Source organism: Pseudomonas sp. HMSC065H01, from assembly GCF_001815235.1.
GTDB lineage: Bacteria > Pseudomonadota > Gammaproteobacteria > Pseudomonadales > Pseudomonadaceae > Pseudomonas > Pseudomonas aeruginosa.
The window spans coordinates 78,865-94,029 of the sequence record NZ_KV819862.1; the positions used below are offsets into that span (position 1 = coordinate 78,865).

Below are 15,165 nucleotides of genomic sequence, written 5' to 3' on the forward strand. Positions count from 1 at the left end.
CATAGCCTGAGCCTATTGGCTCGGCAGGCTGCGTTCGGCTAGGCCTAAGGGCGATGGATAAACCCTGAGTTCCCTTCAGGACTGACTGGAAACAGCCGGGAACCCGCGTGGCGCAGGACGCGTCGCAGGTCGTTCGGTCCGCTGTCGCGGACCGCCGGGGTGTGGGGTCGGGACGACGAGGCTCGGCGTTTCCTCATAACGAAAGAGGACGCCTGATGAAAACGCCCGCCTGGACGCGCCATGCCCTCTGGGTCATGCCGCTCGCCCTGGGGCTGCAATCCGCCGTGGTCGCGGGGGATGAGCAGCCAAGCAAGACTTCCAGCTATTCGCCGGTGGTGATCAACGAGGACTTCGCCACCATCATGAAGCGCATGACGGCGAACAAGCCGTCGATCGAGCAGGCCCACAAGACGCTTCTCGAGCAGCGTTACGATCTCAGCGACAGGCCGGCCAAGGGTGCCAGCATGACGCGCGGCAAGCCGCTGCAGGAAGGGGTCCGGGTGAAGCTGCCGGCCGGCACCAGCTGGGAGGAGCTGGCCAGGCTGAGCCCCGAGGAAATCCGCAAGCAGGGGCTGTTCCCCGGTGGCTTCCTGCCGCTGCCACACCCCAACCATGCCGAAGGCGGGATGGTCTTTCCCAAGTTCCTCATCGACGAGATCAAGCGCCAGGAAAGCCGCGACCTGACCCGTTTCGACCTCGACTACGACCTGCCGGACCACTTCCTGCCGGAATTCCCGGCACCGATGTTCCTTACCACCCGGCCTGACCTGGGCGATGTGTCCAAGGGCAAGCTGGTGACCATCGACAACTATTTCGAGCTGTTCAACGGGATTCTCAATCCCAAGCAACTGGAAGGGCTGCGCCTGCTGCTAACGGCCTTTCCGCAGCAGCAGTTCAACCTCACCGACGATCGCCGTAGCGAGCATCCGAGCCGCGGCGTGGCCTGCTTCGACTGCCATGCGAACGGCCACACCAATGCCGCTACCCACCTGGCCGGCGATGTGCGCCCGCAACCGTTCCGCCACCGCATCGACACGCCGACGCTGCGCGGGGTGAACATCCAGCGGCTGTTCGGCTCGCAGAGGGCGCTGAAGACCGTCGAGGACTTCACCGAGTTCGAGCAGCGTGCCGCCTACTTCGACGGCGATCCGGTAATCGCCACCAAGAAGGGGGTGAACGTGCTCGAGCGTGGCAGTCAGGTGCATTTCATGGGTGAGTTCCAGGCGCTGCTGGACTTCCCCCCGGCACCGAAGCTGGATGTGGAGGGGCGGCTCGATCCGCGCAAGGCCAGCGAGCAGGAATTGCGTGGCGAAAAGCTGTTCTACGGCAAGGCGGCCTGCGCCGGGTGCCATGCGCCGCCTTACTTCACCGACAACCTGATGCACAACCTGAAGGTGGAGCGCTTCTACGATCCGAAACTGGTCAATGGCGTGATGGCGTCCGCCGACGGGCCGATCAAGACCTTCCCGTTGCGCGGGATCAAGGATTCGCCGCCGTACCTGCACGACGACCGCCTGCTGACCCTGGAGGACACGGTGGAGTTCTTCAACCTGGTGCTGGAGCGCAAGCTGTCCGCGGAAGAGAAGGGCGACCTGGTGGCCTACCTGCGTACCCTGTGAGAAAGACCGAATCGCAGGCAATAAAAAACCCGCCGTTGAGGCGGGTTTTTCGGGATATGGTCGGAGCGACTGGATTCGAACCAGCGACCTTCTCGTCCCGAACGAGACGCGCTACCAAGCTGCGCTACGCTCCGTTTTGTTGGGGCGCATTCTACAGAAAAAGTTTTGGTACACAAGGGGTTAGATGAACTTTTTTTCGAGCCCCGGTTTCCCTGGGCGGAAAAGCAAAGACCCCGTCGCTCGTTCGAGTCGACGGGGTCTTCAGGAAAACCTGTTACGCGACGGTATCAGAGTTCCTTGACGGTGCGGACCTGGTCCTTGTTCACGCGGGCGCGCTTGCCGTCGAGCTGTTCGAACTCGTAGAAGCCGGAATCCTCGTCATAGGAAGGGGTGTCTACGGCCTGGATTTCACGTCCGTCGTTGAGGGTGATCACGGTAGGGCTGGAACAACCCGCGAGGGCGCCGAGGCCTACGGCGAGGAGGAGGGCGGGTAGCATCCGCTTGATCATTGCGCAGTTCTCCTGTGCGGTCAGACTTTGAAGTTACGAGTTTCTGACAGACGAGTTCTAGGAAGAGTTCCCCCCTAAAAACGAGTGTTCCCCCCACCTTCGAGAAAATTCGACTCGACGTCCCTTCCGTTTTACTTCAGTTCGCGGTGATTAGCCAACAGCTCGGGGGTGTTCAGGTTGGCCAGCCGCGGATCGCCCGCGGCCAGCTCGATGGCCTCCGCTCCAAGCGGCAACAGGACGTGGCGTGGGCTACGGTCGCCCTGGCGCCAGGCGTGTTCTATCTCTTCGGCCAGGTGCGTCGGGATCAGGCTGAACAGCGGTTCCCACTGGCCGCCGCAGCGCAGCATCCAGGGGCGCGCCGGTGTGCGGCCGGCGGCCTGCAGCAGGGTTTCCAGCAAGGCGCGGTCGATGCGCGGCGCGTCGCAGGGCAGCACCAGCAGCCAGGGATGCCGGGCCACCGCCAGGCCGGCGCGGATGCCGGCGAGCGGGCCGGGGAAGTCTCGGCTGTCGTCGCTCACCAGGCGGTCGGCATAGGCCGCATAGCGTTCCTGGTTGCGGTTGCAGGAGACGATCAGGTCATCGGTGAGCGGGCGCACCAGGCGATGCAGGTGGGCGATCAGGGGCAGGCCCTGCCACTCGATCAGGCCCTTGTCGCGACCGCCCATGCGCTGGCCGCGGCCTCCCGCCAGGAGAAGGATGGAGCAGGGGGGCAGGGCGCTATCGGGCATCTGGGGTCTCCGTGTCGGGCCTGTGATATAACACCGCGATCACGTCCACAAGCAAGGGCCAACCCCATGAGCCACAAGGCCGAAACGGCATTCGTGCCGTTGAACATCGCCGTCCTGACCGTCAGCGATACCCGTACCCTGGAAACCGATACCTCAGGCCAGTTGTTCGTCGACCGCCTGACCGAGGCCGGGCACAACCTGGCCGCTCGCGTGCTGCTGAAGGATGACCTGTACCGGATCCGCGCACAGGTCGCGACCTGGATCGCCGAGGACAGCGTGCAGGTCGTGCTGATCACCGGCGGCACCGGTTTCACCGGCCGCGACAGCACCCCGGAAGCGGTGGCCTGCCTGCTGGACAAGCAGGTGGACGGCTTCGGCGAGCTGTTCCGGCAGATTTCGCTGGCCGACATCGGTACCTCCACCATCCAGTCGCGGGCCCTGGCCGGGCTTTCCAACGGTACCCTGGTCTGTTGCCTGCCGGGCTCCACCAATGCCTGCCGCACTGCCTGGGAAGGCATCCTCGTCGAGCAACTGGACGCCCGTCATCGCCCGTGCAACTTCGTCCCGCACCTGAAACAGGCGGCGCCCTGCGAGAGCCGCGGGTGAGCGGCTGCTGCGAACAGCCGGGGCTGATGCCGGTCGAGACGGCGCTGGAACGGCTCCTCGAACTGGCCGCGCAAACGCCTATCGATACGTGTGAGCAGGTGCCCCTGGAGCAGGCTGGCGGCCGCGTGCTGGCGGTCGACCTGCTGGCCGGCCTGGACCTGCCGCCGTGGCCAAACAGCGCCATGGACGGCTACGCCTTGCGCCTCGCCGACTGGAACGGCGAGCCACTGCCGGTCAGCCAGAAGATCTTTGCCGGACAGGCGCCGGAGCCGCTGCAAGCGGGTACCTGTGCGCGGATCTTCACCGGTGCGCCGCTGCCGGAAGGCGCCGATCTGGTAGAGATGCAGGAAAACGCCGAAGCGCTCGACGATGGCCGCGTGCGCTTCACCCAGCCGTTGCGCGCGGGCCAGCATGTGCGCCCGCGTGGCCAGGAAATCCGCCAGGGCGACCTGGTCCTGCCGGCCGGCACGCGCCTGCGCTCCATCGAACTGGGGCTGGCGGCTTCGCTCGGCTGCGCGACCCTGGAGGTGCGACGCAAGCCGCGGGTGGCGCTGCTGTCCACCGGCGACGAGCTGGTCGAGGCGGGCCAGCCGCTGCAGGCCGGGCAGATCTACAACAGCAACCGTCCGTTGCTCAAGGATTGGCTGCAACGCCTGGGCTGCGACGTGCTCGACGCCGGTATCCTTCCCGACGACCTGGCACGTACCCGCGAGCGCCTGGCCGGGTTGGCCGGGGTGGACCTTATCCTTTCCACTGGCGGCGTATCGGTGGGCGAGGCCGACTTCCTCGGCATGGCGCTGCGCGAAGCCGGCGAGCTGACCCTCTGGAAGCTGGCGATAAAACCCGGCAAGCCGCTGACCGTCGGCCAGTTCCAGAGCATCCCGGTGATCGGCCTGCCGGGCAATCCGGCTTCGACCCTGGTCACCTTCGCCCTGCTGGCGCGTCCCTACCTGCTGCGCCGGCTCGGCGTGGCGCAGGTCGCGCCGCTGCGGGTGGAGGTACCGGCCGGCTTCGCCTGGACCAAGGCGGGGCAGCGTCGCGAGTACCTGCGTGGTCGCCTGGAGCAGGGCCGCGCGGTGCTCTATCCGAACCAGAGTTCCGGGGTACTGCGCAGCGCTTCCTGGGCCGAGGGGCTGGTGGAGGTCCGCGAGGGACGTACCCTCGTGGAAGGCGAGGGCGTGGCGTTCATTCCGCTGAGCGAACTGCTCGACTGAGCCGACGGTGGCCGGATGGCCGCCGTTCTCATTGCGCCGCCGGCTCCTTCCGCCGTTGCCGGTACTCGCCGGGCGTCTGCCCGGTCCAGCCCTTGAAACTGCGATGGAACGAGCGCGACTCGGTGAAGCCCAGGTACTGGGCGATGTCCTGGATCGGCAGCTCGCTATGCAGCAGGTAGTGCTCGGCCAGTTCGCGGCGCAGTTCGTCGAGGGTCTGCTGGTAGCTGCTGCCGGCTTGCTGCAGGTGGCGTTGCAGGGTGCGTACGGTCATGCCGAACTTCTCCGCCACCCGTTCCTTGCGCGGCAGGCCGTCCTTGAGTAGCTGGCGCAGGGCGTTCTTCACCCGCAGCGGCAGCGGCTCGTCATCGTCCAGCTCGGCCATCAGCGCCAGGGCATGTTCTTCCAGGGTGCGCAGCAGCGTCGCGTCGGCCTGGCGCAGCGGCAGCGCCAGGTAGTCCAGTGGTACCAGCAGCGCCGAACAGGGTTGGGTGAAGCGCACCGGACAGCCGAAGAAGGTCTCGTAGTCTTCCACGCGGGTTCCGTCCGGCAGGTCGTGTTCCAGCCAGACCTCGTCCGGCGAACCTTCCAGGTCGGCGATCCAGCGCGCGTAGAGGACCCAGGAAGCCAGGACGTGCTCGACCATGTGGCGCCGTACCAGGGGTGTCTGGTGGCGGCAGTTCCAGATCAGCCGGACCTGCCCGCCGGCCGCCTCGATGCGGCTGGTGCCCATGTCGCCGACCAGCTTCTCGTAGGGCGTGATGCGGCTCATGGCCTCGCCCAGGGTGGCGCAGTTCATCGCGATGTAGCCGAGCACGCTCCAGGAGCCGGGCTGGACGAAGCGCGCCGAATGCAGGCCGAACAGGGGATCGCCGGAATGCTCGCAGAAATAGCCGAGCAGGCGCTCGTGGGCTTCGCCCGGCAGGCGCTGGCGATTGTCGTTGAGCTGGTCGGCCTGGAGGCCGGCGGCGGCCAGGGCAGGGGCGATGTCCAGGCCGAGCCGTTCGGCGTGGCGCAGGTACTTCAGCAGGGCCGGAACCGAGGTGGAGCCAAGGGTCTGCATGGTCGTTGTTCTTGTCGTGGCGGGTGGAACAGGCCGTCCGGCGTGCGTGCCGGCTGTCTTGATCGGTCACAGGGAGTGTCTCGATCCGACAGTGACAGGCGAGGGCGGCTGGCTAGTATAGGCAGCCAGAAAGGTTCCGATAAACAGGTTGCCGCGACAAGCGAGGGGAGAGGTTCATGCGTCGTTGGAATGGCTGGGGCGAAGAAAGCACCGTGGTCGAATTGCCGGACAGCGCCCGTGGGTTCCTGGCGGAACTGGTCGGGCAGGGCGCACGCTTGCCGGACGCCAGCCTGGAGGCGGCGCTGGCGAAGGTCCCGGCGTCGCGCCTGGAGGCCGATCCGCGCTACAGCATCGACCCCCGTGAGCGTCTGCTGCATGCCCGCGGGCAGAGCCTGCCGGACTGGCTGGCGATGCGCGAGGGCGACTTCGGCGTCTACCCGGACGCCGTGGCCTATCCGGAAACCGCCGAGCAGATCCGCGAGTTGCTGGCCCTGGCCGACTCCCGCGACCTGCAACTGATTCCCTATGGCGGCGGTACTTCCGTGGCCGGCCATATCAATCCGCAAGCCTCGCGGCGGCCGGTACTGACGGTCTCGCTGGAGCGTATGAACCGCCTGCTCGATCTGGACCGCGAGAGCCTGGTCGCGACCTTCGGCCCCGGCGCCGCCGGCCCGCAGGTGGAGAGCCAGTTGCGTGCGCTGGGCTACACGCTCGGGCATTTCCCGCAGTCCTGGGAGTTGTCGACCCTCGGTGGCTGGGTCGCCAGCCGCTCCAGTGGCCAGCAGTCGCTGCGCTACGGGCGGATCGAACAACTTTTCGCCGGCGGGACCCTGGAGACCTTCGCCGGGCCGCTTGAAATCGCTACCTTCCCGGCATCCGCGGCGGGACCGGACCTGCGCGAACTGGTGCTGGGCTCTGAGGGACGCTTCGGGATCATTTCCTCGGTGAAGGTGCGGGTCTCGCCGCTGGCCGAGGACGAGCGCTTCTACAGCGTCTTCCTGCCGAACTGGCAGCAGGCCCAGCAAGCCACCCGCGAGCTGGCCCAGGCGCGCGTGCCGCTGTCGATGCTGCGCCTGTCCAACGCCGTGGAAACCATGACCCAACTGGCCCTGGCCGGCCATCCCGGACAGATCGCCTGGCTGGAGAAATACCTGGCACTGCGCGGCGCGGGCGAGGGCAAGTGCATGCTGACCTTCGGCGTGACTGGCAACCGTCGGCAGAACGGATTGTCGTTGAGCCAGGCGAAGGCCTTGCTGAAACGCTTCGGCGGGGTCTTCACCGGCACCCTGCTGGGGCGCAAGTGGGCGCAGAACCGCTTCCGCTTCCCCTACCTGCGCGAGGCCCTGTGGCAGGCGGGCTACGCCGTGGACACCCTGGAGACCGCCACCGACTGGAGCAACGTCGACGGCCTGCTGCAGAAGATCGAGGCCAGCCTGCGCGACGGCCTGGCCGCCGAGGGCGAGAGGGTCCATGTGTTCACCCACCTCTCGCATGTCTATGGCGAGGGGTCGAGCATCTATACCACCTACGTGTTCCGTCCGGCCGCGAGCTATGCGGCGACGCTGGAGCGCTGGAAGCGTCTCAAGCATGCGGCCAGCCAGGCGATCGTCGACAATCGTGGCACCATCAGCCACCAGCATGGCGTCGGCAAGGACCACGCACCCTACCTGCCCCGCGAGAAGGGCGAACTGGGCGTCGCCGCGCTGCGTGCCATGGCCGGTCACTTCGACCCGGCCGGGCGGCTCAACCGCGGCACCCTGCTGCAGGACTGAGCGGAATGACTTCAGCCTGGAACGAGGAGTGGCGTCGCCGCCGCCTGCCGGCGCTGGCGGGGCAGGAGTGGGACCTGATCGTGGTCGGCGGCGGCATCAGCGGTGCCGGCATCCTCCGCGAAGCCGCGCGGCGCGGCTGGCGCTGCCTGCTGCTGGAGCAGCGGGACTTCGCCTGGGGCACCTCGAGCCGCTCGTCGAAGATGGTCCATGGCGGCCTGCGCTACATCGCCAAGGGCCAGTGGCGGCTGACCCGCGACTCGGTGCGCGAGCGCCAGCGCCTGCTCGGCGAGGCGCCTGGGCTGGTGGAGCCGTTGAGCTTCGTGATGGCCCACTACCGCGGCGGCTTTCCCGGCCCGCGGCTATTCGGCGGCCTGCTGAGCGTGTACGACGCCCTTGCCGGGCGGCGCAACCACCGTTTCTACGACGCCGCCGCGTTGCGCTACCTGGCGCCGGGCCTGAAGGAACAACGGCTGCTCGGCGGCACGCGATTCTTCGATGCGGTGACCGACGATGCGCGCCTGGTGCTGCGGGTGCTGGCCGAGGCGCGTCACGACGGCGGCGAGGCATTCAACGGCATGCGTGTGCGCGAATTGCTGCGCGAGGGCGGCCAGGTGGTCGGCCTGCGCGCCGAGGACCGCGAGAGCGGCGAGCTTTTCGACTTTCGCTGCCGCGCCCTGGCGCTGGCCACCGGGGCCTGGGCCGATGAGTTGCGCCAGCCCGGCGGAAGCGAGCACATCCGCCCGCTGCGCGGCAGCCATCTATTGCTGCCGGCCTGGCGCCTGCCGGTGGCCCATGCCTTCAGCTTCATGCACGCCACGGACCGGCGACCGGTGTTCGTGTTCCCCTGGGAGGGCGCGACGGTGGTCGGCACCACCGATCTCGACCATCGCGACGGCCTTGGGGAGGACGCGCGGATCAGCCGCGCCGAACTCGACTACCTGCTGGCGGCCTGCGCCCAGCAGTTTCCCGCCGCTGCCATCGAGGCGCGCGACGTGCTGTCGACCTGGGCCGGCGTGCGACCGGTGGTCAGCAGCGGCGACGACAGCGGCAAGCCTTCCGACGAGAAACGCGAGCATGTGCTCTGGCGCGAGCCGGGCTGCGTGACCCTGGCCGGCGGCAAGCTGACCACCTTCCGGCCGCTGGCGGTGGAGGTGCTACAAGCCTGCGCGGCGCTGCTCGGGCGCACGGTCACGGACGATGGCGCGGCGGTGTTCGGCGCCTGCGAAGGCCCGCTCATCGACGGGCTCGGCAGCGGCCAGCGACGCCGCCTGGCCGGTCGCTACGGACGCGACCTGGTCCGCCTCAAGCGGCTGGTGGACACCCTCGGAACGGACTGCGTGGGTGCCAGCGAAACGCTCTGGGCCGAACTGGCGTTCGCCTCCGAGGCGGAAATGGTGCTGCATCTCGATGACCTGCTGTTGCGCCGCACCCGCCTCGGCCTGCTGTTGCCCGGAGGCGGCGCGGCATACCTGCCGCGTATCCGCGCACTCTGCCAAGCGCGCCTGGGCTGGGACGACCCGCGCTGGGAACGTGAGCAACAGGCCTATCTGGACCTCTGGCGCCGGCACTACAGCCTGCCCGTCTGACCAGCCGAGACGAGAACGAGATGAACGATAAGAACTATCTGCTGGCGATCGACAATGGCACCCAGAGCGTGCGCGCCCTGCTGTTCGACCTGCAGGGCAACCTGCTGGGCAAGGGCAAGGTGGAGCTGGAGGCCTACTACTCGAAGCATCCGGGCTGGGCCGAACAGGACCCCGAGTACTACTGGGCGATGCTCGGCGAGGCCTGTCGGCGGCTCTGGGACCAGGTGGACATCGATCGCGGGCTCATCCGCGGGGTGTCGCTGACCACCCAGCGTGGCACGGTGATCCACGTCGATGCCGAGGGCAGGCCGTTGCGTCCGGCGATCCTCTGGCTCGACCAGCGCCGGGCGGAGGTCCGCGAGCGCATCAGGGGGCCTTGGGGCTGGCTGTTCAAGCTGGTCGGCGCCGAGGGCGCGGTGGAGCATTTCCGCGCCCAGGCCGAGGTCAACTGGGTGGCCCAGGAGCAGCCGGAGATCGCTGCGAAGACCGACAAGGTGTTGCTGCTTTCCGGCTTTCTCAGCCACCGCCTGACCGGCCGTTTCGTCGACTCGGTGGGGTGCTGCGTTGCCTACCTGCCGTTCGACTACAAGCGCCTGCGCTGGGCCGCGCCGCGCGACTGGAAATGGCAGGCGCTGGCGGTACGCCGCGAGCAGTTGCCGGAGCTGTTCAAGCCGGGCGAGCGGCTCGGCGAGATCAGCGCCGAGGCCAGCCGGCACACCGGCATTCCGCAAGGCCTGCCGTTGATCGCCGCGGGGGCCGACAAGGCCTGCGAGGTGCTCGGCGCAGGTGCGCTGGAGCCCACCATCGCCTGCCTCTCCTATGGCACCACGGCGACCATCAACACCACTCGCGCCCGCTACCTGGAAACCGTGCCGCTGATTCCACCCTATCCGGCGGCGATTCCCGATCATTTCAATACCGAGGTGATGATCTATCGCGGCTACTGGATGGTCAGCTGGTTCAAGCGCGAGTTCGGCTTGCGCGAGATGCAGCAGGCGCGCGAGCAGGGGGTCGAGCCGGAGCAACTGTTCGACGAACTGGTCAACGGCGTGCCGCCCGGCTCGATGGGCCTGACCCTGCAACCCTACTGGTCGCCGGGAATCCGCGAACCGGGACTGGAGGCCAAGGGGGCGATGATCGGTTTCGGCGACGTGCATACCCGGGCGCACATCTACCGGGCCATCCTCGAGGGCCTGGCCTATGCCCTGCGCCAGGGCAAGGAGCGCATCGAGAAGCGTTCGGGCACGCCGATCGTGCGCCTGCGCGTGGCCGGCGGCGGCTCGCAGAGCGACGCGGCGATGCAGCTCACCGCCGACATCTTCGGCCTGCCGGCCGAGCGCCCGCATGTCTACGAGGCGTCCGGCCTGGGTGCGGCGATCGACTGCGCGGTGGGGCTCGGCCTCTATCCGGACGTCGCCAGCGCGGTGGCCGGGATGACCCGCGTCGGCCGGGTTTTCCTGCCCCAGGCGGAAGCCCGGCAGATCTACCAGCGGCTCTATGGCGAGGTCTACCTGCGCATGTATCGCCAGTTGCGCCCGCTCTACCGCAGCATTCGCGAGATTACCGGCTACCCTGCCTGAACCGGGCGCCGCACTTCCGTCCCGGATACGCGGTCAATAGGCAAAGACAAGGCCACGACGAGGGGTTCGGTTCGATGGACAAGGACAAGGTTCTGCTGGTCCTGCACGGCAAGCAGGCGGGCAACGAAGAGGTTCGTGCCGCGGTCGCGGCACAGCGCGAGGCCGGGCGGGAGCTGGCGGTGCGGGTAACCTGGGAGGACGGCGACGCCCGGCGCATCGTCGAGGAGGCGCTGGCGGCCGGCTATGCGACGCTGGTCGCGGGCGGTGGCGACGGCACGCTGCGCGAGGTGGCCGAAGCGCTGGCGCGCGGGCGAGGCGAGGCGAGCCTGGCGATCCTGCCGCTGGGCACCGCCAACGATTTCGCCCGCGCCGCCGGGATTCCCCTGGAACCGGCCGCGGCGCTGGCGCTGCTCGACCAGACGGCGCGGCCGATCGACCTGGGCGAGGTGAACGGCAAGCTGTTCCTCAACATGGCCACTGGCGGCTTCGGTTCGAAGGTCACGGCGAATACCTCGGAGGACCTGAAGAAGGTTCTCGGCGGTGCCGCCTACCTGTTGACCGGGTTGACCCGTTTTTCCGAAGTGCATGCCGCCCAGGGCCGTTTCAGCGCCCCGGACTTCCAGTGGGAAGGCGAGTTCCTCGCCCTGGGCATCGGTAACGGGCGCCAGGCCGGCGGCGGGCACGTACTGTGTCCGCAAGCGCGAGTGGACGACGGCCTGCTGGACGTGAGCATCCTGCCGACGCCGCAGGACATGGTCGGTACCCTGGGCACCCTGCTCGGCGGTGGCAACGGAGTGGAAAGCCTGTTCGTCCGCGCGCGGGTGCCATGGCTGGAAGTGGAGGCGGCGGAAGGTCTCGACGTCAATCTCGACGGCGAGCCGCTGGAAGGACGCAAGCTGCGTTTCTCGGTTTCCCCGGGCGCGCTGCGCGTGCACTTGCCGGCCGGCTCGCCGTTGTTGCGCGAGCCGCCGCGCGAGGACTGAGGGCGGGGCCGACTGATCCGCTGCCTGGAGTGGCGTCTGTGTCTTGTCGGCCTTTCCCGCGACACCGTATAACAGCATCTTTCCACCAAGGATGCTGGTTCCATGTTCCGTCTCTCCGCGCTGTACCGCTATCCGATCAAGTCTTCCGCCGCCGAGTCCCTGGAGCGCGTCGCGCTCGATGCGCTGGGCGTGGTCGGCGACCGACGCTGGATGGCGGTGGACACCGAAACCGGACGTTTCTTCACCCAGCGCCTGCTGCCGCAGCTGGGGCGTATCCAGGCGCGCTGGGCGGCGCCGGAGGTCCTGCGGCTGAATGCGCCGGGGATGTCCGAGCTGAGCCTCGAAGTACCGGCAGCCGACGCCAACCTGCGTGGCGTCACGGTCTGGCGCGATACCTTGCAGGCGCCGGATGCCGGCGACGCCGCAGCGGACTGGCTGACGCGCTTCCTCGGCCGCCCGACGCGCCTGGTGCACATTCCCGAGGCGCGCGCGCGGCAGGTCGATACCGGCTACGCCGAACCGGGGCAGAAGGTGCATTTCGCCGACGGTTTCCCGCTGCTGCTGATCGGCCAGGCTTCGCTCGACGACCTCAGCCAGCGGGTCGGCCGGCCGTTGGAGATGCTGCGCTTCCGTCCCAACCTGGTGGTGGAAGGCAGCGCCGCGTTCGCCGAGGACGGCTGGAAACGCATCCGCATCGGCTCGGTCGAGTTCGTCGTGGCCAAGCCCTGTTCCCGCTGCATCCTCACCACCCTGGATCCGGCGACCGGCGAGCGCAACGAGGACCGCGAGCCGCTGACGACCCTGAAGACCTACCGGGAAAAGGATGGCGCGGTGCTGTTCGGGCAGAACCTGATTGCGCTGGGACAGGGCAGCCTGGAGGTGGGGATGCCGGTGGAAATCCTCGACTGAGGAACGGTCGCCCGCCGTTGCGGCGGGCGGCCATTGCCGGCGATCAGAGCTTGGCGTCGACGCAACCGGTGCTCAGGCACTCGCGCTCGCGTTCGCGGAGGAAGTCGAGGCGCTGGCGGGTCTTCTCGGTGGCGCAGTCGAGGTTGACGAAATAACCGTTGTCCTTGCTTTCGCTGCAGGCCGCGTCGCGCTCCTTGATCCAGGCGATCTGGCTCTTCTTCAGCAGGGCTTTCTGGCCGTCGTTCAGGTGCTTGCGCAGGGTGCCGAACTGCTGGTTCAGCTCGCGGTCGGCCTGGGAAAACTCGCCGCTGCGGCAATACACGCTGTCGAAGGCGTTGCGCGGCGTACCGCAGGCGTCGGCGGCCAGGGCGCCGTCGGCGAGCAGCAGGCTGGAGGCGGCGAGCAGGGCGGTGGCGAGGGGCTTGTTCATCTTGAGGTCCTTTTCAAGGTACTGGAAAGGCCCGGGCGTCCGGGCCGGGTTGGGGGTCAGAAATCGTCGAAGTAGCGTTCGTGCCAGTCGACGATGGGCTGCGGCGCATTGAGCTTCTGCCCGTAGATCACCGCATAGGACAGCACGTTCTGCACGTACTGGCGAGTCTCGTCGAACGGAATGGTCTCGATCCACACGTCGAAGGCCAGGTGGCGGGTATCTTTCAGCCACTGGCGGACGCGGCCCGGACCGGCGTTGTAGGCGGCCGAGGCGAGTACCCGGTTGCCGTTGAACTGGCTATGCACCTGGCTCAGGTAGGCGGCGCCGAGGCGGATGTTGACGTCGGGCACGATCAGTTGCTGGGTCGAGGCCAGCGGGATGCCGAACTTGCGCGAGGTCTCCTTGGCGGTGCCGGGCATCAGCTGCATCAGCCCGGTGGCGCCGACTCCGGAACGGGCATCGGACATGAACGCGCTTTCCTGCCGGGTGATGGCGAAGATCCAACTGGAGTGCAGGCCGCGGTTCTTCGCTTCGCGCACCAGGGTGGCGCGGTGCGCCATCGGGAAGCGGATGTCCAGGTCGTCCCAGTACTGCGCCTGGCTGATCGAGCGGATCGCCGGGAAATACCACTGCATGTCGTAGGCCAGCCTGGCCTGGGCGATCAGCTCGTCGCGATCGAACAGGCGCGCGGCGTGGTACCACTCGCGGCGGGCGTTGATCACTTCGCCACGGTTGAAGAACTCCATGGCCCGGCGCGTACTGGCGGCGTTGCGTACGCGTTGCAGGACGCGCGGGTCGATGTGCGCAGGACGGTTGCCGAGCTTGTACGGCACGCTCAGGCGGTCGGCGGCGAGGAAGCCGTAGAAGTCGCGCTCGCCGGCGAGCTTCTGGTACAGCGCGATCGGCTCCTTGCTGTTCGGCTGCGCCAGTTGCAGGCTGCGTGCCTGCCAATAGCGCCAGCGGCTGGTGGCGGCAAGATCCTGGGGCAGCTTGCGGGTCAGCGCGTAGGCTTCGTCCCAGCGGCCCAGGCGCAGCAGCAGGCGGGTGCGCCATTCGGTGACGGTGTTGTCGCGCAGGCCGGGATCGTACTGGGTCATCAGCGGCAGTGCGCGCGGATCGAAGCGCTTGGCCAGGCTGAGACCGATCTCGCGGGCGATGGCGACCTTCTCGTCGCTGGAGAAGGGTAGCGCCGAGCTGTAGTAGTCGAGCAGGCTAAGGGCCTTTTCCGGGTCCTGCCGCGCCAGGCGGCGCAGGCCGAGACCGACCACGTCGGCGGTGGCATGGTCGCGCTGGCTGAAGCGGCCGGTCTGGCTCAGCTGGGCGGGGTTCTGCGCCACGCTGACCATCAGCGCGCCCTGGTTGCCGAGGGTCGGCAGGCGCTGCGCGAGGTGCGAGGCGAGGCTGTAGTTGCGCGCTTCGGCGGCCAGCTTGAGGCGTTTCCAGACCTTTTCCTCGGTGAGCTGGCCTTCGCCCTGCCAGAGGCCGAACAGGGTGTCGCAGGCAGCCGGCTGCGACTTGCCGACCAGCCACAGGCGTTCGCTGGTGGCGTAGCCTTCGGCCTTCTGGCCGTGGCCCAGCTGGTACTGGCCATACAGGCAGTCGAGTTCGGTGAAGTTCAGCTTCGGATCGTAGTAGTTGACGAAGGTCTTCCAGTCGTCGCGGTCGGCCAGCAGGCGCAGCCAGCGCAGTTTCAGCCAGCCGATCTGCGGCAGGTCGCCGTGTTCGGTGAGGAAGCGCTCGACCTCCTCGTTGCTGGCGGACTTCAGCCGGTGGGTCAGTTCGTCGTAGGCCAGGTAGGGTTCCAGCGGGTAATCGCGCAGGGCGCTGCGCGAGGCCATGTAGGGCGCGCTGTTGCCCTTGGCCAGGGCGGCCTTGGCCTGGTCGTAGAGACGGCGTTGTTCGGTCAGGGAAGCGGCGTGGACCGCGTCGACGGAGGAAATACTGAGCAAAAGGCAGGAAACGAGAGTGAACAGGCGACCGCGCATGACTTATCCGGGCAGGTGATGTCGGGTAACGTCGGCAGGTCCGCAACGGCTGCCTACGGGCGTTTCGACCGCTCGCGGGACTGGCGCGCGACCGCTGTCGCGGGGCGCGCCCGAAGCCGGGCGGATGGCTCGCCTAAGCTTAGCCGTTGCGGCATGGCGGTGAAAGCGCCGTGCCATCCGATGC

13 protein-coding genes and 1 tRNA gene are annotated in these 15,165 nt (G+C 67.9%); 8 read left to right on the top strand and 6 right to left on the bottom strand.

Annotation, left to right across the window (positions count from 1 at the left end; genetic code table 11):
* Window positions 1-215 precede the first annotated feature (215 nt).
* Complete coding sequence (locus HMPREF3014_RS09805) at window positions 216-1,619, top strand: cytochrome b6 (protein WP_009876767.1); 1,404 nt, start codon at window positions 216-218, stop codon at window positions 1,617-1,619.
* A 57-nt stretch (window positions 1,620-1,676) separates the two neighbouring features.
* Here HMPREF3014_RS09805 and HMPREF3014_RS09810 read toward each other — a convergent pair.
* From HMPREF3014_RS09810 to mobA, 3 genes are all read right to left on the bottom strand, one after another.
* Window positions 1,677-1,753: transfer RNA gene (locus HMPREF3014_RS09810), tRNA-Pro, on the bottom strand.
* 153 nt (window positions 1,754-1,906) lie between these two features.
* Entirely contained in the window at window positions 1,907-2,128 is a 222-nt protein-coding gene (locus tag HMPREF3014_RS09815; RefSeq protein ID WP_003091247.1) for a YgdI/YgdR family lipoprotein, read from the bottom strand.
* Window positions 2,129-2,259: 131 nt separating this feature from the next.
* Window positions 2,260-2,856, bottom strand: coding sequence for a molybdenum cofactor guanylyltransferase MobA (mobA, locus tag HMPREF3014_RS09820; protein WP_003109495.1), 597 nt, complete (start codon window positions 2,854-2,856; stop codon window positions 2,260-2,262).
* Between the two features lie 66 nt (window positions 2,857-2,922).
* Here mobA and moaB point away from each other — a divergent pair, with 66 nt between their 5' ends.
* Complete coding sequence (gene moaB / locus HMPREF3014_RS09825; protein ID WP_003091240.1) at window positions 2,923-3,462, top strand: molybdenum cofactor biosynthesis protein B; 540 nt, start codon at window positions 2,923-2,925, stop codon at window positions 3,460-3,462.
* Window positions 3,459-4,676: a molybdopterin molybdotransferase MoeA gene (gene glp, locus HMPREF3014_RS09830; protein ID WP_003091238.1), complete on the top strand. Its 1,218-nt coding sequence runs from the start codon at window positions 3,459-3,461 to the stop codon at window positions 4,674-4,676. Before moaB ends, glp begins: the two co-directional genes overlap by 4 nt.
* A gap of 28 nt (window positions 4,677-4,704) precedes the next feature.
* Here glp and HMPREF3014_RS09835 read toward each other — a convergent pair whose 3' ends face one another.
* Entirely contained in the window at window positions 4,705-5,736 is a 1,032-nt protein-coding gene (locus HMPREF3014_RS09835) for an AraC family transcriptional regulator GliR (RefSeq protein ID WP_003091237.1), read from the bottom strand.
* A gap of 176 nt (window positions 5,737-5,912) precedes the next feature.
* Between HMPREF3014_RS09835 and HMPREF3014_RS09840 the strand changes: the two genes are divergently transcribed.
* The 5 genes from HMPREF3014_RS09840 (at window position 5,913) to HMPREF3014_RS09860 (ending at window position 12,566) form a co-directional block, all read left to right on the top strand.
* Window positions 5,913-7,508 carry an FAD-binding oxidoreductase gene (locus tag HMPREF3014_RS09840; RefSeq protein WP_003162439.1) on the top strand — a complete coding sequence of 532 codons (1,596 nt, stop codon included), beginning with the start codon at window positions 5,913-5,915 and terminating at the stop codon, window positions 7,506-7,508.
* Window positions 7,509-7,513: 5 nt separating this feature from the next.
* Window positions 7,514-9,094 carry a glycerol-3-phosphate dehydrogenase/oxidase gene (locus HMPREF3014_RS09845; protein ID WP_019371622.1) on the top strand — a complete coding sequence of 527 codons (1,581 nt, stop codon included), beginning with the start codon at window positions 7,514-7,516 and terminating at the stop codon, window positions 9,092-9,094.
* A gap of 20 nt (window positions 9,095-9,114) precedes the next feature.
* The gene (locus HMPREF3014_RS09850) at window positions 9,115-10,674 is read left to right on the top strand and encodes an FGGY-family carbohydrate kinase (protein ID WP_003109491.1); all 1,560 of its coding nucleotides are present in this window, start codon (window positions 9,115-9,117) and stop codon (window positions 10,672-10,674) included.
* 74 nt (window positions 10,675-10,748) lie between these two features.
* Complete coding sequence (gene yegS, locus HMPREF3014_RS09855; RefSeq protein ID WP_003091230.1) at window positions 10,749-11,657, top strand: lipid kinase YegS; 909 nt, start codon at window positions 10,749-10,751, stop codon at window positions 11,655-11,657.
* Window positions 11,658-11,759: 102 nt separating this feature from the next.
* Complete coding sequence (locus tag HMPREF3014_RS09860) at window positions 11,760-12,566, top strand: MOSC domain-containing protein (protein ID WP_003113973.1); 807 nt, start codon at window positions 11,760-11,762, stop codon at window positions 12,564-12,566.
* Window positions 12,567-12,609: 43 nt separating this feature from the next.
* On the opposite strand, the gene HMPREF3014_RS09865 is transcribed toward HMPREF3014_RS09860, so the two are convergent.
* Together HMPREF3014_RS09865 and slt are read right to left on the bottom strand one after the other, a co-directional pair.
* Window positions 12,610-12,996 carry a lysozyme inhibitor LprI family protein gene (locus tag HMPREF3014_RS09865; RefSeq protein WP_003091225.1) on the bottom strand — a complete coding sequence of 129 codons (387 nt, stop codon included), beginning with the start codon at window positions 12,994-12,996 and terminating at the stop codon, window positions 12,610-12,612.
* Between the two features lie 56 nt (window positions 12,997-13,052).
* On the bottom strand, window positions 13,053-14,981 hold the full coding sequence (slt, locus tag HMPREF3014_RS09870; RefSeq protein WP_023087166.1) for a lytic transglycosylase Slt: 1,929 nt from the start codon (window positions 14,979-14,981) through the stop codon (window positions 13,053-13,055).
* Window positions 14,982-15,165: the final 184 nt, after the last annotated feature.

Coding starts and splice junctions, on each gene's coding strand:
- HMPREF3014_RS09860 (WP_003113973.1), top strand. CDS start 11,760: ATGTTCCGTCTCTCCGCGCTGTACCGCTATCCGATCAAGTCTTCCGCC.
- moaB (WP_003091240.1), top strand. CDS start 2,923: ATGAGCCACAAGGCCGAAACGGCATTCGTGCCGTTGAACATCGCCGTC.
- HMPREF3014_RS09845 (WP_019371622.1), top strand. CDS start 7,514: ATGACTTCAGCCTGGAACGAGGAGTGGCGTCGCCGCCGCCTGCCGGCG.
- HMPREF3014_RS09850 (WP_003109491.1), top strand. CDS start 9,115: ATGAACGATAAGAACTATCTGCTGGCGATCGACAATGGCACCCAGAGC.
- HMPREF3014_RS09835 (WP_003091237.1), bottom strand. CDS start 5,736: ATGCAGACCCTTGGCTCCACCTCGGTTCCGGCCCTGCTGAAGTACCTG.
- HMPREF3014_RS09865 (WP_003091225.1), bottom strand. CDS start 12,996: ATGAACAAGCCCCTCGCCACCGCCCTGCTCGCCGCCTCCAGCCTGCTG.
- HMPREF3014_RS09815 (WP_003091247.1), bottom strand. CDS start 2,128: ATGATCAAGCGGATGCTACCCGCCCTCCTCCTCGCCGTAGGCCTCGGC.
- HMPREF3014_RS09840 (WP_003162439.1), top strand. CDS start 5,913: ATGCGTCGTTGGAATGGCTGGGGCGAAGAAAGCACCGTGGTCGAATTG.
- slt (WP_023087166.1), bottom strand. CDS start 14,981: ATGCGCGGTCGCCTGTTCACTCTCGTTTCCTGCCTTTTGCTCAGTATT.
- yegS (WP_003091230.1), top strand. CDS start 10,749: ATGGACAAGGACAAGGTTCTGCTGGTCCTGCACGGCAAGCAGGCGGGC.
- mobA (WP_003109495.1), bottom strand. CDS start 2,856: ATGCCCGATAGCGCCCTGCCCCCCTGCTCCATCCTTCTCCTGGCGGGA.
- HMPREF3014_RS09805 (WP_009876767.1), top strand. CDS start 216: ATGAAAACGCCCGCCTGGACGCGCCATGCCCTCTGGGTCATGCCGCTC.